Below are 24,801 nucleotides of genomic sequence, written 5' to 3'. Positions count from 1 at the left end.
GCCGATCGCTCAGATGAGCGGTGCGCCCGGCGCGAGGACTCCGAGCGCTACGAGTTGCCTGGCGAGGCTCGCACCGTCCGGCCCGTAGACCCAGCGGGGGTCCGTGGACTCGAGGGCGGCATCCTTTGCCCGTCGTCCGGCGAGAACCGCCTCGCTCGGGGAGAGCTCGCGAATGGCGACGGCCTCGACGCTGCCGGGGAACTCGCGCTGGAACTCGCTGTAGATGTCCTCGTCGTGCTGGCCATCGTCCCCGACCAGGATCCAGCGGATCCCGGGAAACTCCAGGGCCAGGCGACGCAGGTTGGCGCGCTTGTGGTCGGTGCCGCTGCGGAACCACCGGTCGTGGGTGGGGCCCCAGTCGGTGAGCAGCAACGCGCCGGCGGGGTAGAGGTTACGGGAGAGGAACCGGGTCAGGGTCGGCGCGACATTCCAGGCGCCCGTCGACAGGTAGATCACCGGGGACCCCGGCGCCGCCGCGGTGAGACGGTCCAGGAGTACGGCCATGCCGGGGGTGGGCACCCTCGCGTGTTCGTCGAGCACGAACGTGTTCCAGGCGGCGAGCAACGGCCGGGGGAGGGTCGTGACCATCACCGTGTCGTCGACGTCGGAGATGATGCCACGATCGACGAGCGGAGCGACGATGAAGAGCGGCGCATCGACGGGTGCCGAGGCATCCGTGCTGAGTCGGGCGACCTGCCAGCCCGGCGTGAGCGGCAGCCGGATGACCGTGTCGACGACGCCGCCGCGGTCGGCGCTCACGCGGTGGCTGAAGCCGTTGATCTCGATCGTGACGGTGACGTCGTGCACGGGAACCGCGGTGAAACTGCGCCAACCGCGGATGCCGGCCTCGCGCCGTTCGGCTCGCCAGCGTCTGCGCGTGACGGCCTTCTTGGTCCGAGCCGGCTTGGCCAGCAGAACCCGGCAGAGAATCCGCACCCATTCGGTGCTTCCGTATCCCGCGTACGGGATGACCGTGGGCAGATAACCGCGTTTGCGGGCGCTACGCTCGCGACGTTCGTGCATCCAGTCTTCGATCCGGGCTGCGCGATGCATCATTTTCGCAGGTCGGCCCGCATTCGTTGTTCTGGAAGGCTTCGGCACGCCTCCTAGTTTGTCATGTGCCGCCCCTTTCGGGAGGATCCAGTCGTGCCGCGACCCGTTTGGCATCGCCGGGGGGACAAGACCCGTAGGATTGGGTCCTACTTCAAGGAGGACAAGTGTCAGTGAGTGACCTTTTCGAGGGGGACATCGTTGAGGCCGGCGCACAGGTCCGGATCGAACCCATCCAGCAGCGCAGCACGGCACGCCTGTCCGGCCTGCTCGATGCCGCTGCCGTCGTCGTCGACGAGGTCGGCTTCGACCGGATCACGACCGCGATGGTGGCTGAACGCGCGGGGGCATCGATCGGAACCGTGTACCGCTACTACCCGGACCGGGTCGCAGTACTGCATGCCCTGCGTGAGCGGGCCATTCAGCGATATCGACTCCGCGTCGCCAGGGAAATCAAGCTTGCAGACCCGAAGACCGCCTGGGAGACCATCGACTGCGCCATCACGGCCTTCGTCGAGATGTACCGGACCGAACCGGGCTTCCGCATCATGCACTTCGCCGACAGGGAACGGCTTCCGATCAGCTCGGCGAGCCCGGCCGACGGGATCGAGGTCGGCTTCCTGGCCGGCCAGCTCGCAATCGCTCTCTCCGAGCGGTTCGGCCTCCCGTACGGGCCGGATCTGCTGTTCCGGCTTGAGGTCATGGTCGAGATGGCCGCAGCGGTCCTGTCGAGAGGGTTCCAGTCCAACGTCCTGGGCGACGAGCGATACATCGCGGAGGCGAGGCGGGTCATCGCGGTATACCTGGCGGGCTACTACGGCGAGGAACTCGAGCAGGACGGTGCAGCAGTCCCAGTCTTGGAATCTGCTGAGTAGAGCTTGGCATCCGGCGGCTTTCCTGATTGGGTGGGAGATCGCTGGCACGTGTTGATTCGACATCAAGCGAGGAATGGGCCACTTCCATGATTGAGTTCCGATCGGTGACGAAAGAATTCCCGGACGGCACCCTTGCGGTCGACGACTTCAGCCTCACGGTTCCCTCGCACCGCACGACCGTGCTCGTCGGATCCTCCGGCTCCGGGAAGACCACCCTGCTGCGGATGATCAACCGCATGGTCGATCCGACGTCCGGCACGATCGAGATCGACGGCGTCTCCGTCGCGTCCCTCGAACCCGTGAAGCTGCGGCGCAGCATCGGCTACGTGATGCAGAATTCGGGACTGCTCCCGCACCGCACCGTCGTCGACAACGTCGCGACCGTGCCCCTTCTGCGTGGTGTGCCGCGCAGGACGGCGCGGGCGGATGCGCTGCGCCTGCTGGACACCGTCGGGCTCGACCGCGCCATCGCCGACCGGTACCCGAGCCAGCTGTCCGGCGGCCAGCAACAGCGCGTCGGCGTTGCCCGCGGCCTCGCCGTCGATCCCAATATCCTCCTGATGGACGAGCCCTTCGGCGCCGTCGACCCGATCGTGCGCGCGGAGCTGCAGCAGGAGCTCATCCGGCTGCAGCACGAGCTCGGCAAGACCGTCGTGTTCGTGACGCACGACATCGACGAGGCGTTCCTGCTCGGCGACCAGATCGCCATCCTGCGGGAGGGCGGCCGGATCGCCCAGCTCGGCACCCCGGCCGAGATCCTCGCCAACCCGGCCGACGACTTCGTCGCGAGCTTCGTCGGTGCCGACCGGGGAAAGCGCGCCCTGCACGTCGAGAGCCAGGACGGCTCGGACGTGCTCGTCGACTCGGACGGGCGACCCGCTGGCGTTCTCGTCGGCCAGCGCTCCGGCGCTGGCCCGTCCGGCGGGGCCCGGTCAGACGTCCCGCACATCGTACCGACGGAAGGCCCGCCCCGGTGACGTGGCTCTGGTCGAACCTCGACCTGGTCTGGCTCCGCACCCTCGACCACATCGTGCTGAGCCTGCCGCCGATCCTGCTGAGTTTCGTGTTCGCGCTCCCGCTCGGCTGGCTGGCCAACAGGTACCGGCCGACCCGCGGGGCGATCCTGTCGATCGCCGGCCTGTTCTACGCCATTCCGTCCCTGCCGCTCCTGTTCATCCTGCCGGTGATCATCGGAACGAGCCTCCGCTCGCCGGCGAACCTGATCGCCGCACTCACCCTCTACGGGCTCGCGCTCATGGTGCGTGTCGTCGCCGACGGACTCGCGTCCGTCGACCCCGACGTGCGGCAGTCGGCCACCGCGGTCGGTTTCTCGGCGTGGAGCAGGTTCTGGCTCGTCGAACTCCCGCTCGCCGGCCCCGTGCTCCTCGCCGGGGTGCGCGTCGTCGCCGTCAGCACCGTGAGCCTCGCGACCGTCGGCGCCGTGATCGGAGCAAAGAGCCTCGGCAGCCTGTTCACCGACGGTTTCCAGCGCGGCATCCAGGTCGAGATCATCACCGGCATCGTGGCGACCGTCCTGCTCGCCCTCGTGCTTGACGGGGCTGTCGTGCTGCTCGGCCGGGTGCTGATGCCGTGGACCCGCCGGACCCGGCGCATCCGCCCGGCACCCGCTGCGGTGCTCGGACCCATGCCCGTCGTTCGGAGTGTCGCATGAATTACTTCACGGATGCGGTCGCCTGGCTCCTCGACCCGGCGCACTATCCCGGGCCGACCGGGATCCCGGCCCGGCTCGGCGAGCAGCTCCTCTTCACGGTGGTGACCCTCGTGCTCGCCTCTGTCATCGCCATCCCGGTCGGATTCCTGATCGGGCACACCGGGCGCGGACGGGGGATCGCCGTCGCGACCTCCGGCGGGTTGCGCGCCATCCCCACCCTCGGCCTGCTCACCCTCGTCGCCCTCTGGATCGGCATCGGGCTCGGCGCCCCATACGTTGCCCTGACCGTGCTCGCGATCCCGCCCATTCTCGCCGGCGCATACACCGGGTTCGAGGCGGTCAACCGCGCGACGATCGACGCGGCGAGGGCCGTCGGCATGACGGAGCTTCAGATCGTGCGCCACGTTGAGATACCCCTCGGACTGCCCTTGCTCATCGGCGGGCTGCGGTCGGCGACCCTGCAGGTCGTCGCAACGGCCACCCTTGCCGCATACGTCGCCGACTTCGGGCTCGGCCGGTTCCTCTTCGCGGGGCTCAAAACCAACGATTACGCCCAGATGCTCGGCGGGTCGATCCTGGTGATCCTGCTCGCCCTCGTTCTCGAGGGCCTGTTCGCCGGTCTCCAGAAACTCGTCGTACCCCGCGGCGTCGCAGTCGGACGCCCCCCAGTCGACCGGAAGGCGTCGACCCGACGTCGCCCGGGGATGGAACCCGCCATCACGAAAGGAATCTGACAATGTTCACAGCGAAAAAAGGCCGGCTCGCGGCAGTCGCCGCGGTCGCGGTTGGGGCCGTCGTAGCCCTTGCAGGGTGTGCGTCCAGTAATCCACTGGGCACCGGAAGTAACGCGTCGAGCGCACCGACGACACTCGTCGTCGGATCCCAGGACTACTACTCGAACGAGATCATCGCCGAGATCTACGCCCAGGCGCTCGAGTCGAACGGATTCACCGTCGACCGCCAGTTCCGGATCGGACAGCGCGAGGTCTACCTGCCCGAGCTGAAGTCCGGGTCGATCGACGTCTTCCCCGAGTACACCGGAAGCCTGCTGCAGGCGCTCGACAAGGCCGCGGCCGGCGGAACGAGCGATGCCGTTCACGACCAGCTCGTCAAGGCCCTCCCGAGCGGCCTGACCGCCCTCGACAAGTCCGACGCGAGCGACCAGAACTCGTGGACAGCGACCCAGGCCTTCGTCGACACCTACAAGCTCACCGATCTCGCCTCCCTGAAGAACGTCACCGAGCCCATCACGGTCGGCGGCAACTCCGAACTGGAGACGCGGCCATACGGGCCGACGGCGCTCAAGGACAAGTACGGCATCACGATCGCCGGATTCGTGCCCGTTGAGGACAACGGCGGACCGCTCACCGTCAAGGCGCTGGTCGACAACAAGATCCAGCTCGCCAACATCTACACGGCAGACCCGAACATCAAGTCGAACAACCTCGTCGCCCTCTCCGACCCCGACGGCCTGTTCTTCCCGGACAACGTCGTGCCCATCGTCTCCAGCAAGGTCGACGAGAAGGCTGCCGGCGTCCTCAACAAGATCAGCGCGGCGATGACCGCTGCGGACCTCGTGAGCCTCAACGCCCAGAGCGTCAACGACAAGGAGTCGGCGGACAAGATCGCCTCCGCCTGGCTCGCGCAGGCGAAGCTCTTCTAGTTCGTCGCTCTCTCATCGCGGTCACCCGCGACGTCCAGGACCGCCCGGTTGCCTCGCAGCCGGGCGGTCCTGTCTGTGTCCGCTCAGGCCTGGGCGAGGAGCACGGCCAGCAGGACGAGGAGGGCAGCGGCAGAGCCGAGAACGGCGACGGAGGCCGCCGCGGTGAGGCGGGGCGGCGGGGTCAGCAGCCGGCGGACCCGGGGCGTGACGAGATCGACGGGACGGTCGCGGGAAACGAACGCCGCGGCATCCGCCGCCCCGGCGGAGAACCGGGCCTCAGGCGACCGGCCGAGCCCCGCAGAGCCGACGAGCGCGATCGCCGTCGCGAGGGTGTGGTCGTCGACGGCGAGCCTGGCCTGGTCGTCCGCGAGCATCTCGACGAGAAGGGCGACGGCGTTCTCGGCCCGGTTCGCGATCGGGAACCAGGGCAGGGCACTGTGCCAGGACTTGAACGCGACGAGCACGAGGTGGTGCCGCTGGGCGAGGTGGGCCTCCTCGTGGGCGACGACGGCGCGTACCTGCGGCGGGTCGAGCAGGCTGAGCAACCCGCGCGAGAGCACCGTCGCCGAGTGCGTCACGCTCGGCAGGCAGTATGCGACCGGGGAGGCGTGGTCGATGACGCGGGTGCCCGGTCGTCCCTCGAGGGGCTCGCTGAGCAGCCGGACCAGGTTGAGGTGCCTGCGCTGCTGGCGCTCCGCGTGCACGAAAGTCACGGCGAGGTTGAGTACGAGGTGACCGCCGAGCAGGAGCGCCCCGCAGAGGGCGAGAACGTGGTCGAGGGAGGTGCCTGCCGGGACCGAGCCGGTCGCGAGGTGGTCGGCGAGCGAGCGGATGCCGGCGACCGGGTTCGCGCCGAACGGGATCAGCCCGTAGACGAGGAGCGCCCCGATCATCGCGAGCCCGCCCGCGAGGGCGATCGACTGCCAGAGAACGAGGGCGACGCCGGGGGAGCCTGCCGGCCAGGCGGACCGCGCGAGCAGCACCGGAACCGGCCAGGCCAGCAGGACCGCGAGCACGCCGAGGGCGAGCGCCGTCGTCAGCACGACGACCGGTTCACTCGCGGTGCAACGGGATCGTTTCGAGGAGGCGGCGGAGAGTCTCCGCCTCCTGGGGACTGACATTGCCGATGAACCGGGCGAGGGCATCCTGCCGGTCGGGGGCGGAGCCGAGCACCTCGTGCATCAGCCCTGCAGTGTGTTCGGCGCGGGTCGTCATGGCACGGTAGCGATGCGGGCGGATGCCCCGGTCTCGAACGACGAAGCCCTTGGTTTCGAGACGCGACAGCACCGTGAGCACGGTCGTGGTTGCGAGCGGCTTGCGGTTCGCTGCACTCGCGGCCGGCGTGAGCAGGCGGTCACGCAATTCATTCGCCGGCAACGATTCCCCGGAATCCCAGAGGACATCCATCAGCAATCTCTCCAGCACACCGAGACTTCCCATAGTCAGGGAGTTTAGTATGCCGTTCCGCCTTCTTCTACGGGGTGTAGAAGTGTATATTTTCTACGTACCGTAGAAATGACGATCGCCGGGAGGGCGCATGAACGAGTGGCTTGACCCGCTGCTGCTATCGAGATGGCAGTTCGGACTGACAACCGTGTACCACTTCCTGTTCGTCCCGCTCACGATCGGCCTCGCCCTGACCGTCGCGATTTTCCAGACCGCATGGGTGCGCACCGACAAGACCAAGTGGCTCCAGCTCACGCACTTCTTCGGCAAGCTCTTCCTGATCAACTTCGCTATGGGCGTTGTCACCGGCATCGTGCAGGAGTTCCAGTTCGGCATGAACTGGTCGACATACTCCCGCTTCGTCGGCGACGTCTTCGGCGCACCGCTCGCCTTCGAGGGCATCACCGCGTTCTTCCTCGAGGCCACCTTCATCGGTCTGTGGATCTTCGGCTGGGACAAGCTGCCCAAGGGACTGCACCTCGCGACGATCTGGCTGACCGTGGTCGGATCGATCGCGTCCGCGTACTTCATCCTCGCGGCGAACGCCTTCATGCAGAACCCGATCGCCTTCCGGATCAATGAGGAACGTGGCAGGGCCGAGCTGACCGACATCGGCACGCTGCTGACCAACCCGATCTCGCTCGCCTCGTTCCCGCACACGATCTTCGCGTGCTTCATGGTGTCCGCCGGCCTGATCATCTCGGTCGCCGCGTTCCACCTCTACCGCAAGCAGCACGTCGACACGATGCGTCCGGCGCTCAAGTTCGGCCTGTGGATGATGGTCATCTCCGGTGCCCTGACGACCGTCTTCGGCGACTCCCTGAGCCTCGCGATGGTCAAGGCCCAGCCGATGAAGATGGCCGCGGCCGAGGCGATGTACCACACGGCGACGGGCGCCAACGCGTCCTTCTCGCTCTTCACCCTCGGTACCCCCGACGGCGTGAGCGAACTGTTCTCCGTCCGCATCCCCTACCTGCTCTCGTTCCTCTCCACGCACACCCTCGACGGCACCGTCGAAGGCATCAACAACCTGCAGGACCAGTACACGACGCTGTACGGGCCCGGCGACTACACCCCGATGATCTGGGTCACCTACTGGGCCTTCCGCTGGATGATCGGACTCGGCATCGCGCACATCCTGGTCGCCGTGGTCGGCCTCTGGCTCACCCGCAAGGGCCGCAGCCCCCGGGCCACCTGGGTCTGGAAGGTCGCCATCTGGTCCTTCCCGTTCTCCCTCGCCGCCATGAGCGTCGGCTGGGTCTTCACCGAGATGGGTCGTCAGCCCTGGCTCGTGTTCGGGCTCCTGAAAACCCAGGACGGCGTCTCGCCCAACGTGACCGGCCTGACCATCCTGATCTCCCTCATCGCCTTCACGCTGATCTACGGCGCCCTCGCGGTCGTCGAGTTCCGGCTCATCCTCCGTGCCGTGCGGAAGGGCCCAGAGGATGCCCCGGTGCCGGACGCTGAGACCGGCATCACCCCCCAGCGCGTCACGGTCTACTAGGAGCAACTGATGGAACTCAACATTCTCTGGTTCTGGATCATCGCCGTGATGTTCATCGGCTACTTCGTCCTCGACGGCTTCGACTTCGGCGTCGGCATGTCCCTGCCCTTCCTCGGCAAGGACGACACCGACCGCCGGGTGCTGATCAACTCGATCGGACCGGTCTGGGACCTCAACGAGACCTGGGTCATCGTCGCGGGCGCCTCGTTGTTCGCCGCCTTCCCCGAGTGGTACGCGACGATGTTCAGCGGCTTCTACCTCGCCCTGCTCGTGATCCTCCTCGCGCTGATCGCGCGCGGGGTCTCCTTCGAGTACCGGCACCAGCGGCCGGAATCCGAATGGAAGAAGTGGTTCGACGGCATGATCGTCGTCGGCAGCGCCCTCCCTGCCCTGCTCTGGGGCGTCGCATTCGCCAACGTCGTCCAGGGCGTCCAGCTCGATGCCGGGCACAACTACACCGGCACCTTCTTCGACCTGCTCAACCCGTACGCCCTCCTCGGCGGGGTGACGACGCTGCTCCTGTTCTTCACCCACGGCGTCGTCTTCGTCTCCCTCAAGACCGAAGGGGACATCCGCCTTCGTGCCCGCACGCTCGCCACCAAGGCAGGGCTCGTGACGATCGTCGTCGCAGCGTCGTTCCTGCTCTGGACCGTGCTCGCGTTCGGCAGCCTTTTCACCGCGCTGTTCGCCGCTGCCGCGGCCGTCGCGCTGATCGGGTCGTTCCTGCTCAACCTCCGCGGCAAAGAGGGCTGGGCATTCACGCTGATGGCGGCGACGATCGGCCTGGCCGTGCTCACCCTGTTCGCCTCGCTGTTCCCGGACGTGATGCCGGCGAGCAACGATGCCGCGAACAGCCTGACCATCGACAACGCGTCGTCGACGCCGTACACGCTCCAGGTGATGACGTGGACCGCGGTGATCGCCGCCCCGGTGATCTTCCTCTACCAGGGCTGGACATACTGGGTCCTGCGCAAGCGCGTCAGCCGCAGTAGCATCGAGCTCGCCGCGCTCTGACCTGCGGGCGCTCCCGCTGCGCCAGCTGTAGTTGCCGCGACCGCCGCCACCGAATAGTTACCGGCGAACAGTTTCCACCGAACAGAACGAGTACATGCGACCCCTCGACCCCCGGCTGCTCCGCTACGCCTCTGCCGCGCGGTGGTTCCTGGTCATCGGTGCCGTGCTCGGTCTGGCGCAGACGCTCGTCGTCGTCGTCTTCTCCTGGTTGCTCAGCCAGGTGATCACGCTCGCGGTGGGAGGCCACGACGTGACCGAACTCGGTCCGTACGTCGGGGGGATCGCCGCGGTCGTGGTCCTGCGCGCCGCGCTCGTCTGGCTGCTCGAGGTCGCGGCGAGCCGCGGCGCAGCATCCGTCAAGAGCCAGCTGCGCACCCGGGTACTGCGCGGGGTCGCCGAGCGTGGCCCGGACTGGCTTGCCGGCCAGCAGGGCGCACGCGTCTCCACCCTCGCGACCCAGGGGCTCGACGCCCTCGACAACTACTTCGCCAGGTACCTGCCGCAGCTGCTCCTCGCCGGGATCGCGACGCCGATCCTCGTGCTCGTGATGCTGTGGCAGGACCTCCCGAGCGGCATCACGGTGATCATCGTGCTCCCGCTCATTCCGCTGTTCATGGTCCTGATCGGCCAGGCCACCCAGGCCGTACAGAAGCAGCAGTGGGAGTCGCTGCAGCGGCTCGGCACCGGCTTCCTCGACCTCGTCGGCGGCCTCGGCACCCTCAAGATCTTCGGCAGGGAACGCCGGCAGACCGAACGGGTGCGCACGATCACCGAGGACTACCGGGCTCGCACCATGAAGGTGCTCCGGGTGTCATTCCTGAGCGGCTTCGTGCTCGAGCTCGGGGCGAGCCTCTCGGTCGCGCTCGTTGCGGTGTCGATCGGCCTGCGGCTCGTCGACGGCTCGCTCGGACTCGGCGTCGGACTCTTCGTGCTGCTGCTCGCGCCGGAGGCGTTCCTCCCGGTGCGCCAGATCGGCGTTCAGTTCCACGCCGCCGCCGACGGACTCGCCGCGGCCGAAGAAGTCTTCTTGATCATCGAGGGCGGTCCGGCAGCCGGGACGGCGATGGAGACAGCGGATTCAGCGAAGACAGCGGATGCAGCGGATGCCGCGGCGCCTGCGGTGCCGGCTTCGGTCACGACGCCGACGGGCTCCCTTCGCTTCGACGCGGTCACCGTGCGACGCGGAACGACCGTGACGCTCGCCGCGTTCAGCGCGACGCTCGCGCCCGGCCGGCTCGCGGTCATCGCCGGGCCGAGCGGCGCGGGCAAGTCGACCCTCGTCGCGACCCTCCAGGGCTTCGTGCCGTATTCCGGCTCCATCACCCTCGGCGAAACGGCCGTCGTGCCCGGGGGTCCTCGGCCCTGGCTCGCCTGGGCCGGCCAACGGCCGGGACTCCTCTCCGGGACGATCGCAGACAACGTCGCGCTCGGCGCCCCCGGCGTCGACAAGGCCCTCGTGGCCCGCGCACTCGACCTCGCCGGCGGCGGCGACCTGGACCCAGGGACAGCCCTCGGCGTGAACGGGGACGGTCTCTCGGGCGGCCAGGCTCAACGCGTCGCCGCGGCGAGGGCCATCTATCGCACGCTGGCGGACCGATGCCCGGTGCTCGTCCTCGACGAACCGAGCTCCGCCCTCGACGAGGCCGCAGAAGGCCGGTTGATCGCGGGCCTTCGCGAGCTCGCGGCCGCCGGCACGATCGTCATCGTGGTGAGCCACCGACCGGCCGTCGTCGCCGCGGCCGACCTCGTTCTGCAGGTCGTCCCGGTGTCCGAGGTGCCGGCATCCGCCGTTTCGCTCGGGGAGGACGCCCATGTCTGAGTTCCTGCCCCCCGCCAGGGTCCGCGCGATCCTGCGGCTCGCCCAGCCGTCCACGCGGCGTTTCCTGCTCGGGCTGGCCGCCGGCGTCGCGAGCGCCCTCTCCGCCGTGGCCCTGCTCGCGACGAGCGCCTGGCTGATCACCCGCGCCGCCGAACAGCCGCCGATCCTCTACCTGTCGATGGCGATCGTCGGCGTGCGCGCCTTCGCCCTCGGCCGCTCCGCGTTCCGCTACCTCGACCGGCTCACGAGCCACGATGCCGCCTTCCGCCAGCTCGCAGCGCTCCGGGTCGGCGTCTTCGAACGCATCCTGCCGCTCGCCCCCGCTGGACTCGCGAACACCCGCCGCGGTGACCTGCTCACGCGTCTCGTCCGGGACGTCGACGACCTGCAGGACTTCCCGCTGCGGGTCGTGCAACCGCTGGCAACGGCCGGGATGCTCGCCGTGGTGAGCGTCGTGGGCGTCTGGCTGCTCTCGCCGCTCGCGGCCCTCGGACTGGCGACCTGTCTCGTCCTCGCCGGAGTGCTCGGCACGGCCGCGTCGGGGAGCGTCGCCGCCGGCTCCGAGCGGGAGCTCGCTCCACACCGCGGGGACCTCGCCGACCGGGTGCTCGAACTCGTCGAGAACATCGACGTGCTCACGGCCTTCGGAGTGCTCGACGCCCGTCTCGAAGGGCTGGCCGGCGCCGACGACCGGCTGCGCCTGGCCACCCTGCGCCGATCCGTCGGCGTCGGCATCCAGGGCGCCGTGCTCTCCCTTTTCGCGGGCGCCGCGACCGTCGCAGCGCTGCTCGCCGGGTTCGGCGGGCTCTCGGGCGGCAGCCTGCCCGGCCCCGATTTCGCCGTGATCGTGCTCGTTCCGATGGCGGTCTTCGAGATCTTCGCCGTCGTGCCGGCCGCCCTCGGCGCCTGGCGCCAGGTGCGATCGAGCGCCCAACGTGTTGCGGATGCCGTACCCACCACGGTCCCGCTGGAGATCCCGATCGAGAGCGACGCCGATTCCGGGCGGGACGCCGTCGCCGCCATGTCCGCGCAGCCTGTGCTGCTGCTGAGAGGGGTCGGCGCCTCCTGGCCCGGCGCCACGGAGCCCGGCGTCTCCGGCGTGACCCTCCGCCTCGGCCCCGGTGAACGCGTCCACCTCGCCGGCCCGAGCGGCGCCGGCAAGACCACGCTCGCGCAGGTGCTCGTCCGTTTCCTCGACTACACCGGTTCGTACACGCTCGACGGCGTCGAGGCGAACACGCTCGCACCCTCCGCCGTGCGCCGCGTCGTCGGACTGTGCGAGCAACAACCCTGGCTCTTCGACGACAGCATCCGCCAGAACCTGCTGTTCGCCAGGGAAACCGCGAGCGACGACGACCTGCTCGCCGTGCTCGACCGGGTCGGCCTCGGCGACTGGACCGCACAGCGCGGAGGACTGGACGCGAGGGTCGGCGAACGCGGTGCCCTCGTCTCCGGCGGCCAGGCCCAGCGGATCGCCCTCGCCAGGGCGCTCCTGGCGGACTTCCCCGTGCTCGTCGTCGACGAACCCACCGCGAACGTGGACGAGGCGCAGGGCGACCGTCTCGTTCGGGACATCCTCGCGACGGCGGCAGAGGACGGCAGGGCCGTCCTGCTCATCTCGCACACCCCGGTGCCCGATGAGCTCATCACCGCCCGGGTGACCCTTCCCGCCTGACCCTGCGCGTCCGAGCCCGTCCGGCACTCCCGGGCCCGCCCGTCTGAATCTGCCGGTCCGGTCCGGCGAGCGCCCTAGGCTGGGGGCGTGTCCGCATCAGCCCGTCCTCGTCGCAGTCCCGGCAGGGGCGACGTCGAACGCTGGGACCTCGACGGCTGGTGGGACCCGGCGGATGCCTTCGACGCGCTCTACCGGGACAGTGCCCACGCGATCTGGCTCGACGCCGGCCCCGGCGCGCAGGCCGGCTTCAGCTATCTCGCCGGGCCGACCGAACGCTCCCGGTTCGTGACCGCCTCGGTAATGGATGGAACCGTGACCGTGACGGTTCCCGGCGACCCGCTCACCGTGCCCGCCACGAGCACCGGCACCGTTTTCGACTTTCTCAGCACCGATCTCGCCACGCCTGGCGGCTCGCCGGGCGGCGAGGGAGCTAGCGGCTTCCACCTCGGCTGGGTCGGCTGGCTCGGGTACGAGCTCGGCGCCCAGACCCTGGACGTGCCGCAGCCTCCCTCGCGCTACCCCGACGCCGCCCTGCTCGAGGTCGACCGGATGCTCGCCTTCGACCACGAGAGCCGCACCGTCACCCTGCTCGCCCGCAGGCAGCCGGGGGAGCCGGCCCGCCTTGCCGAGGACTGGGCCCGCGCCGTGCGGGCGCGACGGGACAGTTCTCCTGCGGCGCGGCATCCACTGTCGTCGGCCGGCGCGGTGGCTGCGGTGGACGTCGCGCCCGAGCAGCCCGGATCACCGCCCCGCGCCCGCTGGCGGCACGGCTCAGCCGACTACGCGGCCCTGATCGAACGCTGCCAGGCCTTCATCGCCGCGGGGGACGCCTACCAGCTCTGCCTCACCAACGAGATCACCGTCGACGTGCGACCGCACCCCGTCGTGGCCTACCACCGGCTGCGGGCCGGCAGCCCGAGCCACCACGGCGGCCTGCTGCGCTTCGGGGACACCGCCCTGTTGAGCGCATCGCCGGAGCAGTTCCTCACCGTCGGCACCGACGGCAGCCTCTCGAGCAAACCGATCAAGGGCACCAGGCCGCGTTCCGCGGATCCCGCCTCCGATGCCGGCCTCCGCGCCGACCTCGCCGCGAGTGACAAGGAACGCGCCGAGAACCTGATGATCGTCGACCTGATGCGCAACGACCTCGGCCGGGTGGCCGAACTCGGCACCGTCGCCGTCACCCGCCTCCTCGACGTCGAGAGCTACGCGCACGTCCACCAGCTCGTGAGCACGGTCGAGGCGCGCCTCGCCGCGGGGCTCACGGGCACGGATGCCGTCCGGTCCTGCTTCCCGGCCGGTTCGATGACGGGGGTGCCCAAGCAGAGCGCCGTCAGCCTGCTGCGCGGCCTCGAGGACGGTCCGCGCGGCATCTACTCGGGTGCGTTCGGCTACTTCGGCCGCGACGGAGCCGTCGACCTCGCCATGGTGATCCGCAGCATCGTCCTCGATCCCGCAGGAGCCTCGATCGGAACCGGCGGCGGAATCACCACCCTGTCCGTCCCGGCGGAGGAGGTCGAGGAGACCCGGATCAAGGCCGCGGCGCTCCTGACCGTGCTCGGTTGCGGCCCTGACCTCGTTACCGGCGCGGGTTGAGTAACCTAGAAGCTTGGACTGTGAAGCGTTCACGCCCGAATCACCAGAATGAGAGTCCCGTGGCACACGAGCACGACCGCACCCCATACGGCGTAGAGATCGACGAGGACGTCTATGACTTCGCCGCGATCCAGGCGAAGTGGCAACCCATCTGGGACGAGCTCGAACCGTTCCGGACGAGCGACCCCGACGACACCCGTCCGCGCAAGTACGTGCTCGACATGTTCCCGTATCCCTCAGGCGACCTGCACATGGGCCACGCCGAGGTCTACGCGCTCGGCGACATCGTCGCCCGGTACTGGCGCCAGCAGGGCTTCAACGTGCTGCACCCGATCGGCTGGGACTCCTTCGGCCTCCCCGCCGAGAACGCGGCCATCAAGCGCGGCATCGACCCGCGCGGCTGGACCTATGACAACATCGCGCAGCAGAAGAAGAGCATGAAGCTCTACGCCGCCTCCTTCGACTGGTCGCGTGAACTGCACACGAGCGACCCCGAGTACTACAAGTGGAACCAATGGCTGTTCCTGCAGCTGTACAAGAAGGGCCTCGCCTACCGCAAGGACAGCTGGGTCAACTGGGACCCGATCGACCAGACCGTGCTCGCGAACGAGCAGGTCCTGCCGGACGGCACGAGCGACCGCAGCGGCGCGATCGTGATCAAGAAGAAGCTCACCCAGTGGTACTTCAAGATCACCGACTACGCCGACCGCCTGCTCGACGACCTCAACCAGCTCGAGGGCACCTGGCCGGCCAAGGTCCTTAACATGCAGCGCAACTGGATCGGCCGCTCCATCGGCGCCGACGTCGACTTCGCCATCGAGGGCCGGGAGGCCGTCGTGAGCGTCTTCACGACCCGCCCGGACACCCTCTTCGGCGCGACCTTCATGGTCGTGGCCCCCGACTCCGACCTCGCCGCCGAGCTCGTCGCCGACTCCACTCCCGAGGTGCGCAAGCGCTTCCAGGACTATCTCGTGCAGATGCAGAAGAGCACGGACATCGAGCGCCAGGCCACCGACCGGCCGAAGACCGGCGTCTTCCTCGAACGTTTCGCGATCAACCCCGTCAACGGTGAACGCCTGCCGATCTGGGCCGCAGACTACGTCTTCGCGGACTACGGACATGGCGCCGTGATGGCCGTTCCCGCACACGACCAGCGCGACCTCGATTTCGCCCGGAAGTTCGACCTGCCCGTCCGGGTCGTCGTCGACACGACGGCGCCCCTGACCGGTACCCTGCCCGTGATCACGCCCGGCATGATCGACGGCACGGAGGAACTGCCGCTCGACCCCACGCCGCTCGATCCGGCAGAAACCGGTGTCGCGCTGGCCGGGGAAGGCCGCCTGATCAATTCCGGAGCCCTCACCGGCCTCAGCAAGAACAACGCGATCAAGCGCATCGTCGAGCAGCTCACCCAGGACGGCACCGGAAGGGCCGCGAAGAACTACCGGCTGCGCGACTGGCTCATCTCCCGCCAGCGTTACTGGGGCACCCCGATCCCAATCATCCACGGCCAGGACGGCGCAGAGATCCCTGTGCCCGAAGACCAGCTGCCGGTGCTGCTGCCCTCGACGGAGGGCCTCGATCTCAAGCCGAAGGGGACCTCGCCGCTCGGCGGCGCCACGGACTGGGTCAACGTACCCAACCCGATCGACGGCACCCCTGCGCGCCGCGACGCCGACACGATGGACACCTTCGTCGACAGCTCCTGGTACTTCCTCCGGTTCCTGAACCCGAACGACGACACCCAGGCCTTCGACCCGAAGGAAGCCGAGAAGTGGGCTCCCGTCGACCAGTACGTCGGCGGCGTCGAGCACGCGATCCTGCACCTGCTCTACGCCCGGTTCATCACCAAGGTGCTCTTCGACCTCGGTTACGTGACGTTCACCGAGCCGTTCACCGCACTGCTCAACCAGGGCATGGTCATCCTCGACGGCACCAAGATGTCCAAGAGCAAGGGCAACCTCGTCTACTTCACCGAGGAGATCGACCAGTTCGGCGTCGACGCCGTGCGCCTCACGATGGCCTTCGCCGGGCCGCCGGAGGACGACATCGACTGGGCGGACGTCTCCCCGGTCGGCTCGGCCAAGTTCCTCGCCCGCGCCTGGCGCATGGCCAAGGACGTCACGAGCGCGCCCGACGTGCTGTGGAAGACCGGTGACCCCGCCCTCCGCCGGGTCACGCACCGCTTCCTCGCCGACGCGCCCGGCCTGATCGAGTCCTTCAAGTTCAACGTCGTCGTCGCACGCCTGATGGAGCTCGTGAACGCGACCCGTAAGGTCATCGACACCGGCGCAGGCCCGGCCGATGCCGCGGTGCGGGAGGCCGCTGAGGCGACCGCCATGGCGCTCAACCTCTTCGCGCCGTACACCGCGGAGGACATGTGGCAGCGCCTCGGCTACGAGCCGTGCGTCGCGCTCGCCCAGTGGCGCAAGGCCGACCCGCGGCTCCTCGTCGAGGAGTCCGTCACGGCGATCGTGCAGGTCGACAGCAAGGTGCGCGAGCGCCTCGTGGTCTCGCCGAAGATCTCCGCTGACGACCTCGAGGGCCTCGCCCGCGCATCCGCATCGGTCATTCGCTCGATCGGGGACCGGGAGATCGTCCACGTGATCGTCCGGGCGCCGAAGCTCGTGAGCATCGTCACCAAGCCCGTCTGAGGTCCTGACGTCGTGAGGTCCTGAGGCACCTCGAGGATCCTCGAGGTGCCAGTGCCCTCGCCGATGCGCGTTGCGCGCCCTCGACAGGCCTGGGGCCGGTCCGGTTGTCCACCGGTCCGGCCCGGGCCGGCGCCCCGCGGGGCGGCGCGCATAGCCTGCCCGGATGGAGACTCCACGACCCTCGTCCTGGCCGGACGGGGAACCCGGGACAGGGCAGGGAGGGCGGTCCGGCCGGGGTCACGACCTGGAGCCGAACCCCGCCGACGCGGCTGAGCCGTTTCCCGACCGGATGTCGCCGCTCGACACCCTCTCGCCGTCCGCCCGCCGGCCGAACCGGGCCAGGCTCCGGATCGGCCTGGGCGCGGCGGTCGTGCTTGTGCTGGCCGCTCTCCTCATCGCGGTGATCGTCACCGCGCTCGGGCCGCAGGCCGGGCGGCAGGTCCTCGTCTCCGCGGTGGGCGGAGCCGCAGGCCGCGGAACGTCGACGGCGTCCCCGCCGGCCTCCCCAGACAAGGGTCCTGCCTCCGAAGCGGCCGGCTCCGGAACGGGGCGGGCCTCGCCGTCTCCGGACGCCGCTCGCACACCCGTCATCCTCGTGCACGTCCTCGGTGCCGTCCTCCGGCCGGGCCTGTTCGAATTGCCGGTCGGTGCCCGCGTGGTCGACGCCGTGTCGGCTGCAGGGGGATTCACCGCGGCGGCCGATCCGGCAGGGACCAATCTCGCCCGGCCGCTCGCGGACGGCGAGCAGGTCTACCTGCCCGCCATCGGTGAGACGGTACCGGGTGGAGCGGGCGGCACCGGTGGCACCGGCGGCACCGGCGGAAGCGCGACCGGTTCAGGTGGAGCGGCCGGTCTTCCGGCGGTGAAGATCAATCTCAACCGGGCGACGGTGTCCGAGCTGGACGCGCTGCCACGGATCGGCCCGGCCATGGCGCAGCGCATCGTCGACTACCGGTCCGCGAACGGACCCTTCGCCGCCATCGAGGACCTCCGGAACGTGACCGGGATCGGAGACAAGACCTTCGAGGCCCTGAAAGACCTCGTGACGGTGTGAGACCGCCGACGGGAGGTAGTTCCAGGGCGGACGCACGCCTCGTGATCCCCGCGGCAACGGCCTGGGCGACGGCCTGGTGGCTCACGGGCGCCCCGGTGTCCGCAGGGCCGGCCGCGGCGGCCCTGTGGGGGGCTGTGCTCGCTGCGACCGGATACGCGGTCCTCCTGGCGCGCAGGGGATACCCGCGCTCGGTGTCCAGCCCCGCGGCCGGCGCGGGGATCCGCCGGGCGATCCGGCGCCTGGCGACCCGGTTGCCCGCGAACCGGACGGTGACCGCGGGAACCGTCCTGGTCTGCTGCACGGCCGCGGCCCTCCTGGCCTCGCTCGTCGCGGTCGCGGCACCCGCCCGACTGCCGGCCGGCGTCGCGAAGATCGCGGCGGCCCATGTGCCTGTCGCGGCGCGGATCGTGGTCGGTTCCGTGCCGGCCAGGGCCCCGGCACTGTCGGGATTCGGTGGTTCCGATGCCGGTGCCGATGCCGATCCCGGCGCCGGCGCAGGGAGCGGGCGCATCCGGTTCAGGGGCACCCTCGTCGCACTGGACGCGGGGACCGGTTCGGCCAGGGCAGCCGCGCACGACACCGGGGACGGCCTGTCCGTTCCGGTCCTCGTGTTCGCAGCGGCGGCGGGGGAGAGCCTGCGGATCGGTGCGACCGTGAGCCTGGACGCGACACTCGTGTCCACGGAGCCGGGCGACTCCGCCGCGCTGCTGGTCTTCGGCGACGGACGACCGGTGCCCGTCGCCGAAGCGCCGTGGTGGCTCGACTGGGCCGACGAATTGCGCGCCCGCTTCGTCGCCGCGGCCGCAACCCTCCCCGGTGACGGGGGAGCGCTCCTGCCCGGGCTCGCGATCGGCGACACGAGTGCCGTCGGCGACGACCTCGACGCGGCGATGAAGTCCAGCTCGCTCAGCCACCTGACCGCGGTCTCCGGAGATACTAAAGCAAACCGGGGTGAGTCCGGCAATCCATGAGTAAGTTCGAGCAAGTATTGAAGTGGTACCACTGACTGGGCACGCTTCGGTGAGATGCGGAGCGACTTCATGCGTTTGTGCTAGATCCTCTTTGAAAGCGATCTCAGGCTTCGCGGCAGAGGGCCGGGCCGTTGAGGCGGACACAACGATGCAGTCGATCCCGAGCAGCGTGGTGAAGGCCAGTAGGCTAATTCAAAGGGGGACAGGTGACCAAGTCCCACTCGCCGATCAATTGCTACCGCTTGCCCTCGAACGGGTCCAGAACGCTGTGCACGCCGTGCTGGGGGCACACGAAGGCGATCCTGAAGCCATCGTCCGCCTCGAGTGGCTCTGGTGGGCAGTCCGCGCCACACTTCGAGCAAGTTCTGTACAAGGGGCCGTCGTCGGTCGGCGATAGGTCTAGCCCGTCCGCGTCGATTGGGGACGCTGACATATCGATGAGCGCGGCAAACTCGGTGTTGCACAATGTGGTCAGGCCGAACTACTTCGCCTTCCGTCGGGCTGCGTCATCCGCTGTGACGACGACCCATTCGGGTGCGTCCAGGTACACGCTATCCGTGGCCTGGCCATCGAGCGCGCACGCGACGAGCAATGGATCCGCGCCGCCCTTGTTCCGGTAGAGATCGACGAGCCGCGTGTCGTCGACCGGAATGGTGGCCATGACCTGGACCAGCCATTCGAGGACCCCAGCCGTCGTTGGGTAGAGGAGGCTTCGCAGGCTGCCTACATCAGGGAACTCCCTCGCTTCGCGCAGCACTTCCTCCGGAACTACCACGTTCACCTTGAAGAAATCGCTGTCTCGGCGGCGTCGACCGATCTGGCTGAGCGTGTTCGTGTCCAAGACTTACCTCTGCCCGTAGCCGCTCATCCCACGGCCCGCCTTAGGTTGATGATCTGGCTCGGCTTGAGGCGGTCCAGACACACTGCCCGGCAAAACTCGCGCTGCGAAATGCTCGACGCATCCAACGCGCGCAGCATTCGCCGTGACAGTTCGCGCCCACCGTACTTCTTGACGGCGTTCTCCGGCAGAATCGCACTGCGCGGGCCGCCAGAGGGAATCTGGGCAAACTCGCTCCGCAACTCGGCGAGGTAGCCCATTGCGGCATCGGGTCTGATGAGACCGAGATGCATGGCTCGTACCACCACAGCGCTTGCGGTGACTTTGAACTCGTCGGATGCCTGTTTCATGTCGTCCAGCGACGTGGGCCTCATCGACCGGAGCTGTTCTGCAGGCAGGAGCATTGCACCGGCGATGTCGTACTCCCTCCCCAGGTTAGTCTCCGCGCTGCCACCGTCCCACGTCATGGGGGCGAAGACCCTGCGACCGACAAGCACAGCCATCAGCGCGAGCGTGAAAATTGTGCGTCCGACAGGCTCCTGCTGGTCGCCGTGGTCGCCCCCAGCGAGGAATACAAAGGGCACTTTGTTGTCCCGGATCGTCATTCCGCTGAACTTCACGTGCGACAGTCGCTGGGGCATATAGTGCTGCACGCTGCGGGCGACGAGCACCTGGTTCGCTTCAAGCCGCTCGATCATTAGTTCGAGCGCGTCGCTCTTCTTGCGGCAGGCGCGGATCGCTTCCTGAGAGAGTCCTATCGCGGCCATGAGCTTCGCCGCATCCTCTTCGGGAGTGAGGGCAGCCTTGCTGATGACGCCCACGACTTTGTTCTTTCCAAGTGTGCTGTCATGCTTCCTCAGCAGCTCCTGCTTGCGAATCAAATCCTTCACGATGAGCTCCACGTCGCGGAGTTCCACCTTCGCTCGCGAGCCAATCGAGAACGTGTCCTTGCTCACACCGGCAAGGAGCTTGTCTGTCTTCGCCTTAACTTGGGCATCGGCAAGCGCCAGAGGAGCGAAGAACAGTGAGAGCGGGATGTCGCCACGCCGACAGAGAAACTCCAGCCTGCGCAGCTTGATGCTTCCGGACGCGAGCGCGCGGTCGTAGTCCACGTACGTGCCCGCAACGGAGTTGTTGAGCAAGAGGGTGAACACGGCCCGATCGATCGGCACGGTCGAGCCGTTCACAAGTACGTCGATCGTCATTGTTTGCCTGCGGGCTCGACTGCCCGATACGCGGTCGATCGCGCGGCGCCGGAATCGTCCGCGAGCTCCATCGTCGCATGCTTCTCTGGCCGGTAAAGGGCGGCGCCGTGTTTTTCCTGAGCAGGGGAGAGCTTCGGCTTCGTGCCGCGGAGGCGCCACTTGGCCGTGGCGACCTGGTTGCCCTTCCGCGTTCGTATCCGGATGACGTCCGCCTCGAACTCAACAGGCCTCTTGAGCACGTTGAAGAGCGGCTTGCCTGTCGCGTCCGTCGGGTAGTAGACGCTGCCGCCGAAGCTGAGGGCCGCAGCCCTCTCATAAAGCTCACTTGCGATGTCGTGGGCGTCACGGACGGAGCGCGCCAGCCGTTTGAGCTTAGTGACCACGAGCTGGTCCTCGGCGCGCACAGCGGCAAGCACCTTTTCCAGGTCTGGCCGAGCGCTGCCACTCCCGGTGAGCCCGTGGTCAACAAAGGTGTGCTTCTCATCGATGCCGAGTGTCTTCAAAGCGTCGAGCTGAATGCTGAGGTCCTGATTTGCTGTCGACACTCGCCCGTGTCCGATCTTCATGGCCCAACTGTAGCGATTTAGTATCGCCATCGGGCCTTATCTTGGGCGTGTCTCACCGTACGCTGGCGACCGCGAATCTATGCGGTGTCCCGGCTCGTCACCAGGTGACTGCTGGACGACGGTCTCACGGGAAGGCAAGAACCGCATCGAGTAGCCTGCTTGTCGTGGACCTCGCGAGCATTATTATCAACCTCGGAATATTTGTAGCAACCGTCATTGCCGCCATCGTGGCCTGGAGAGGCGTGCGGGACGCACAGAGTGCACGCGACGACGCGGCCGAACATGAGGTTCAAGCTCTGGCTCACGCTAGGGAGGCTGCTGCGGCAGCGACCGAGTCCGCTGCGGCTCAGCAGCGAGCGGCGCAGGCGCTTGAGGCAGCAAACCGTCGGGAGGAAGCGCGCGACGCGCAACAAACGCAATGGAGCGTGGCGAGAGTCAGCGACGGTCGCTGGCGGGTGTCGAATAACACTGGGGGCGTGACCAGCGATGTCGAATTTGAGCCAGTAGGTGTAGCGAATGTGCAGATGGAGGACGGCCTTCAATTCCGCGATGTTGGTGCTGGGCAACCGGTCTTCATCCACTTTGGTGGAGGCGTGACGGACCCGCCAACAGCGACGCTGCGCGCGGAATGGAACGACAGCCTCAATCGAGCGCAGATGGCGGTCGTCGTTCTCGGTTAGGTAGATCTTTTCGACTCCTTCTCCGTCTCCCTGGCCGTCAGAGCTCCGAGACATACGCGGGCGAGCTGCCTGCTGAGCAGAAATCGAACCACACTTCCACGCGACTTCCGTTTGCCTCACTGCTCGGAATCGCTGTAAGAGAGAGATCCCGCAGCGGGTAGGGCTGCGGGGTTTCATTCTTGGTGCGACTAGTTCATTGCTGTCACGAACTCCGAACTTCGTCCAGAACGTCGAGGGATCGCAATACCCACTCCGCGGCCTCTCTTCCTCTGTCCTCCTTGCTGTTGGGTAGGCCGGCGCGGTCAAGCGCCTCCGCCTCGTTGCTAACGGTAAGGATTCCGTATCCGACGGGTTTATGTGTTTGGAGCGCGATGACGCCCAGTCGCGTACTGACCGAGGCTGATACGTGTTGATAGTGATCTGTGGAGCCTTGGATGATTGAAGACAAAACGACCACGCCGTCCCAGGACCGTTCGAGTATTTCTTGGACTATGAGAGGTATGTCGAACGCGCTGGGCGAATGAAAAACGCGAAATTCACAGTTCTCTGCTTCAAGAATCTTGGTGGCGCTTATAAGGAGCCCTGCGGATACGCGCGTGTGCCAAACGCTCACCACCACAGCAATCTTTCGCACATTTGCTGGCGCTTCATGCCCTCGCGAAGCGACATTACGGATATTGTTCAACTTTTTCCCCGATGCGGACTACTCGTGTGGTTGCATGTTGGAAGGAATCTACCGTAACTATTTGCTGATGAGAGGTCCATCGCGTTGGGAAATGACTATCGGGTTGTCATCGTCATTGCAACCTACCAGCGGCCTCTCCAACTTGAACGGCTGCTCACCTCGTTGCAACCTCAGCTAACTGGCGCAAATGTGGAGATAGTTGTTGCCGACAACGACATCCGGGGTTCAGCAGAAAGCATCGTTCGTCCATTCCTCGCGCTATATACGATCGAGGCCAAACCAGGAGTTAGTGCTGTTCGCAACGCGGGGCTAGAGCTGGCCATGACTCTCAATCCTTGGGCGATTGTTTTCGTTGACGATGACGAGACGGTTGAAGAAGACTGGCTGGCACAACTTCTGAGCGCGAAGATTCAGACGAATGCTGATGTAGTGACCGGTCCGGTTGTCTATGACGTCGAGACACGGAATGAAAGTCTGATTGTGACCCGGCAGTATCTGACCACTCGGATTCATGGGGAGCTCGAGCAAATCGTTTACGTTTCGACGAATAATGTTCTCGTCGATGCGAAGTGGTTCGCCCAACCTTGGGGATTGCGATTTGATCTCTCGTATGGTCTGACGGGCGGCGAGGATCTGGAATTGTTTTTGAGGATTCAAGGCAATGGTGGTATTTGCGTTTGGGCCAATGGCGCGCGCGTGCGAACCGAGGTTCCCCCCTTTCGACTAGAAGCAGCATGGAACTTGCATCGTGAGATGCGAAATGGCCAGCTAATGGCGCGACTCCGTCGATCGTTCGACGGGTTCTCGCGATTCAGACTCTTTGCGATTGGCGTGGGTCGTATATCTAGTGGATTGGTGAATTCAGTCCACGATATGTTTCTACTTCAAGTGCCCAGCTTGCAGGCCCGGCTCAAAGTGTTCGACGGAATTGGTTGGATTAGAGGGGCCACAGGTCTTCTTTACAACGAATACGCTCGCCCTCGTGAGTCCAGCGACGACGTCTCGTTCGTCAAGCTAGGTCGATGACCAACATGGATATATGGCCCCCAGTCTGGAATCAGTTCTTGCCCGACGTGATCGTTGCTCTTATCACGGGCGCCGCGATTGGGCTTGCGCTGGACCTCGTGCAGCGAAGACGAACAACGCGGCAAGCGAGGAGCGATGCAGCCCGGTATTGGAGCCTGCTGAAGTCGAGCTTGCGTGCGCATTTTCGTCGACCTCTTCATCCCCACGTTGATTCATGGGATTTTGGCGCTCCGCTTGGGGCCTTTGTCTCTGCCGTTCACGACGAGCCGTTGGACTATTGGAACGCACTCCTTCGAGAACCTTCTTTGACTGCGACTATCCGCGTTAGTCGCACACTCGACCTCTTGCAATCTGCCAGTCAGGAACTTAGATCGGCTTCTACCGGTGCCGTACGCCTCACTCGACCGGCCTATGTTGCGGTAACGCAGCTCTCCGAACGATATAGAGAGGCCGAAAATGCAATGCGGGCCCTCGTGTTCGAAATCGATGTCTCAGTTGCCCGAATATCTTTCGCTGACCACAACCTGAGTGACGATCAACTTCTGTATTGGGCGCGAGCGAGTCTGGACGAACGAAGTGTTGTGGCAGCGCTTGATGAGTACAAAATTCTTGTGCAGGCGCTCACTTCCGACCACGAATTGCTTCGATCGGCCCTAGCAGAGCGATAGAGCGATCTGCGAGGCCCTACGTGTCAGGGTGAGTTGAGGCCGGTAGCTCAGAGCAAGTTCGCCGTTTGACGTAGGGCGAGAATCAGGAAGTCCCACCATGTCCAGTCCCTCGTTGATCGCCGTGCGCGACGATAGTTCCA

Annotated in this window: 21 protein-coding genes; 15 read left to right on the top strand and 6 right to left on the bottom strand. The window is 67.0% G+C overall.

All coding sequences use genetic code 11. The features are described 5' to 3' along the window. Positions 1 to 9: 9 nt before the first annotated feature. Positions 10 to 1,056 carry a phosphatase domain-containing protein gene (locus tag E3O50_RS00110; protein WP_166787235.1) on the bottom strand — a complete coding sequence of 349 codons (1,047 nt, stop codon included), beginning with the start codon at positions 1,054 to 1,056 and terminating at the stop codon, positions 10 to 12. A gap of 167 nt (positions 1,057 to 1,223) precedes the next feature. On the opposite strand from E3O50_RS00110, the gene E3O50_RS00105 reads away from it, so the two are divergent. From E3O50_RS00105 to E3O50_RS00085, 5 genes are all read left to right on the top strand, one after another. Further along, positions 1,224 to 1,925, top strand: coding sequence for a TetR/AcrR family transcriptional regulator (locus tag E3O50_RS00105; protein ID WP_241975252.1), 702 nt, complete (start codon positions 1,224 to 1,226; stop codon positions 1,923 to 1,925). An 86-nt stretch (positions 1,926 to 2,011) separates the two neighbouring features. Continuing rightward, complete coding sequence (locus E3O50_RS00100; RefSeq protein WP_134446079.1) at positions 2,012 to 2,902, top strand: ATP-binding cassette domain-containing protein; 891 nt, start codon at positions 2,012 to 2,014, stop codon at positions 2,900 to 2,902. Continuing rightward, positions 2,899 to 3,597, top strand: a complete 699-nt coding sequence (locus E3O50_RS00095) for an ABC transporter permease (RefSeq protein WP_134446078.1) — start codon at positions 2,899 to 2,901, stop codon at positions 3,595 to 3,597. The genes E3O50_RS00100 and E3O50_RS00095 overlap by 4 nt, the downstream gene beginning before the upstream one ends. Then, positions 3,594 to 4,331 (top strand): ABC transporter permease subunit, encoded by a 738-nt coding sequence (locus E3O50_RS00090; RefSeq protein WP_134446077.1) that lies wholly within the window; start codon positions 3,594 to 3,596, stop codon positions 4,329 to 4,331. The genes E3O50_RS00095 and E3O50_RS00090 overlap by 4 nt, the downstream gene beginning before the upstream one ends. A gap of 2 nt (positions 4,332 to 4,333) precedes the next feature. Then, a complete protein-coding gene (locus E3O50_RS00085; protein ID WP_134446076.1) occupies positions 4,334 to 5,260 on the top strand; it encodes an ABC transporter substrate-binding protein in 927 nt (308 codons plus the stop codon). An 83-nt stretch (positions 5,261 to 5,343) separates the two neighbouring features. Here the strand turns inward: E3O50_RS00085 and E3O50_RS00080 are convergent, their stop codons facing one another. Together E3O50_RS00080 and E3O50_RS00075 are read right to left on the bottom strand one after the other, a co-directional pair. Beyond that, complete coding sequence (locus E3O50_RS00080) at positions 5,344 to 6,303, bottom strand: M56 family metallopeptidase (RefSeq protein WP_241975253.1); 960 nt, start codon at positions 6,301 to 6,303, stop codon at positions 5,344 to 5,346. Between the two features lie 10 nt (positions 6,304 to 6,313). Then, on the bottom strand, positions 6,314 to 6,700 hold the full coding sequence (locus tag E3O50_RS00075) for a BlaI/MecI/CopY family transcriptional regulator (protein WP_134446075.1): 387 nt from the start codon (positions 6,698 to 6,700) through the stop codon (positions 6,314 to 6,316). A gap of 97 nt (positions 6,701 to 6,797) precedes the next feature. Here E3O50_RS00075 and E3O50_RS00070 point away from each other — a divergent pair, with 97 nt between their 5' ends. The 8 genes from E3O50_RS00070 to E3O50_RS00035 all read left to right on the top strand — a co-directional run bounded on the left by E3O50_RS00070 (position 6,798) and on the right by E3O50_RS00035 (position 18,993). Continuing rightward, positions 6,798 to 8,210: a cytochrome ubiquinol oxidase subunit I gene (locus E3O50_RS00070; RefSeq protein WP_134446074.1), complete on the top strand. Its 1,413-nt coding sequence runs from the start codon at positions 6,798 to 6,800 to the stop codon at positions 8,208 to 8,210. 9 nt (positions 8,211 to 8,219) lie between these two features. Continuing rightward, positions 8,220 to 9,224 (top strand): cytochrome d ubiquinol oxidase subunit II, encoded by a 1,005-nt coding sequence (cydB, locus tag E3O50_RS00065; RefSeq protein ID WP_134558354.1) that lies wholly within the window; start codon positions 8,220 to 8,222, stop codon positions 9,222 to 9,224. A gap of 94 nt (positions 9,225 to 9,318) precedes the next feature. Then, positions 9,319 to 11,043, top strand: coding sequence for a thiol reductant ABC exporter subunit CydD (cydD, locus tag E3O50_RS00060; protein ID WP_134558355.1), 1,725 nt, complete (start codon positions 9,319 to 9,321; stop codon positions 11,041 to 11,043). Next, positions 11,036 to 12,718, top strand: coding sequence for a thiol reductant ABC exporter subunit CydC (gene cydC / locus E3O50_RS00055; protein ID WP_134558356.1), 1,683 nt, complete (start codon positions 11,036 to 11,038; stop codon positions 12,716 to 12,718). The genes cydD and cydC overlap by 8 nt, the downstream gene beginning before the upstream one ends. A gap of 87 nt (positions 12,719 to 12,805) precedes the next feature. Further along, a complete protein-coding gene (locus tag E3O50_RS00050) occupies positions 12,806 to 14,314 on the top strand; it encodes an anthranilate synthase component I family protein (RefSeq protein ID WP_134558357.1) in 1,509 nt (502 codons plus the stop codon). Between the two features lie 59 nt (positions 14,315 to 14,373). Beyond that, complete coding sequence (gene leuS, locus E3O50_RS00045) at positions 14,374 to 16,968, top strand: leucine--tRNA ligase (RefSeq protein WP_134446069.1); 2,595 nt, start codon at positions 14,374 to 14,376, stop codon at positions 16,966 to 16,968. Between the two features lie 163 nt (positions 16,969 to 17,131). Continuing rightward, positions 17,132 to 18,022: a helix-hairpin-helix domain-containing protein gene (locus E3O50_RS00040; protein ID WP_241975254.1), complete on the top strand. Its 891-nt coding sequence runs from the start codon at positions 17,132 to 17,134 to the stop codon at positions 18,020 to 18,022. A gap of 41 nt (positions 18,023 to 18,063) precedes the next feature. Further along, a complete protein-coding gene (locus E3O50_RS00035; protein ID WP_134558358.1) occupies positions 18,064 to 18,993 on the top strand; it encodes a hypothetical protein in 930 nt (309 codons plus the stop codon). Positions 18,994 to 19,474: 481 nt separating this feature from the next. On the opposite strand, the gene E3O50_RS00030 is transcribed toward E3O50_RS00035, so the two are convergent. Genes E3O50_RS00030 through E3O50_RS00020 form a run of 3 tightly spaced genes read right to left on the bottom strand, consistent with a single transcriptional unit; the run spans position 19,475 to position 21,602 of the window. Further along, positions 19,475 to 19,834 carry a hypothetical protein gene (locus E3O50_RS00030; protein WP_134558359.1) on the bottom strand — a complete coding sequence of 120 codons (360 nt, stop codon included), beginning with the start codon at positions 19,832 to 19,834 and terminating at the stop codon, positions 19,475 to 19,477. 23 nt (positions 19,835 to 19,857) lie between these two features. Beyond that, positions 19,858 to 21,036, bottom strand: a complete 1,179-nt coding sequence (locus E3O50_RS00025; protein WP_134558360.1) for a hypothetical protein — start codon at positions 21,034 to 21,036, stop codon at positions 19,858 to 19,860. Then, a complete protein-coding gene (locus E3O50_RS00020; RefSeq protein ID WP_134558361.1) occupies positions 21,033 to 21,602 on the bottom strand; it encodes a recombinase family protein in 570 nt (189 codons plus the stop codon). The genes E3O50_RS00025 and E3O50_RS00020 overlap by 4 nt, the downstream gene beginning before the upstream one ends. A 164-nt stretch (positions 21,603 to 21,766) precedes the next feature. On the opposite strand from E3O50_RS00020, the gene E3O50_RS00015 reads away from it, so the two are divergent. Both E3O50_RS00015 and E3O50_RS00005 read left to right on the top strand, forming a co-directional pair. Continuing rightward, complete coding sequence (locus tag E3O50_RS00015; protein WP_134558362.1) at positions 21,767 to 22,282, top strand: hypothetical protein; 516 nt, start codon at positions 21,767 to 21,769, stop codon at positions 22,280 to 22,282. A 769-nt stretch (positions 22,283 to 23,051) separates the two neighbouring features. Beyond that, a complete protein-coding gene (locus E3O50_RS00005) occupies positions 23,052 to 23,993 on the top strand; it encodes a glycosyltransferase family 2 protein (protein WP_166790598.1) in 942 nt (313 codons plus the stop codon). The last annotated feature ends 808 nt before the right edge of the window (positions 23,994 to 24,801 follow it).

Origin of the sequence: Cryobacterium sp. MDB1-18-1, from assembly GCF_004402735.1 — a bacterium.
In the GTDB taxonomy this organism is placed as follows: domain Bacteria; phylum Actinomycetota; class Actinomycetes; order Actinomycetales; family Microbacteriaceae; genus Cryobacterium; species Cryobacterium glucosi.
Note: the sequence above shows the minus strand (reverse complement) of the source record. Positions and strands in the feature narration are given on the sequence as shown.

Coding starts and splice junctions, on each gene's coding strand:
- E3O50_RS00110 (WP_166787235.1), bottom strand. CDS start 1,056: ATGATGCATCGCGCAGCCCGGATCGAAGACTGGATGCACGAACGTCGC.
- E3O50_RS00100 (WP_134446079.1), top strand. CDS start 2,012: ATGATTGAGTTCCGATCGGTGACGAAAGAATTCCCGGACGGCACCCTT.
- E3O50_RS00090 (WP_134446077.1), top strand. CDS start 3,594: ATGAATTACTTCACGGATGCGGTCGCCTGGCTCCTCGACCCGGCGCAC.
- E3O50_RS00085 (WP_134446076.1), top strand. CDS start 4,334: ATGTTCACAGCGAAAAAAGGCCGGCTCGCGGCAGTCGCCGCGGTCGCG.
- E3O50_RS00075 (WP_134446075.1), bottom strand. CDS start 6,700: ATGGGAAGTCTCGGTGTGCTGGAGAGATTGCTGATGGATGTCCTCTGG.
- E3O50_RS00070 (WP_134446074.1), top strand. CDS start 6,798: ATGAACGAGTGGCTTGACCCGCTGCTGCTATCGAGATGGCAGTTCGGA.
- cydB (WP_134558354.1), top strand. CDS start 8,220: ATGGAACTCAACATTCTCTGGTTCTGGATCATCGCCGTGATGTTCATC.
- cydD (WP_134558355.1), top strand. CDS start 9,319: ATGCGACCCCTCGACCCCCGGCTGCTCCGCTACGCCTCTGCCGCGCGG.
- cydC (WP_134558356.1), top strand. CDS start 11,036: ATGTCTGAGTTCCTGCCCCCCGCCAGGGTCCGCGCGATCCTGCGGCTC.
- E3O50_RS00040 (WP_241975254.1), top strand. CDS start 17,132: ATGGAGACTCCACGACCCTCGTCCTGGCCGGACGGGGAACCCGGGACA.
- E3O50_RS00025 (WP_134558360.1), bottom strand. CDS start 21,036: ATGACGATCGACGTACTTGTGAACGGCTCGACCGTGCCGATCGATCGG.
- E3O50_RS00020 (WP_134558361.1), bottom strand. CDS start 21,602: ATGAAGATCGGACACGGGCGAGTGTCGACAGCAAATCAGGACCTCAGC.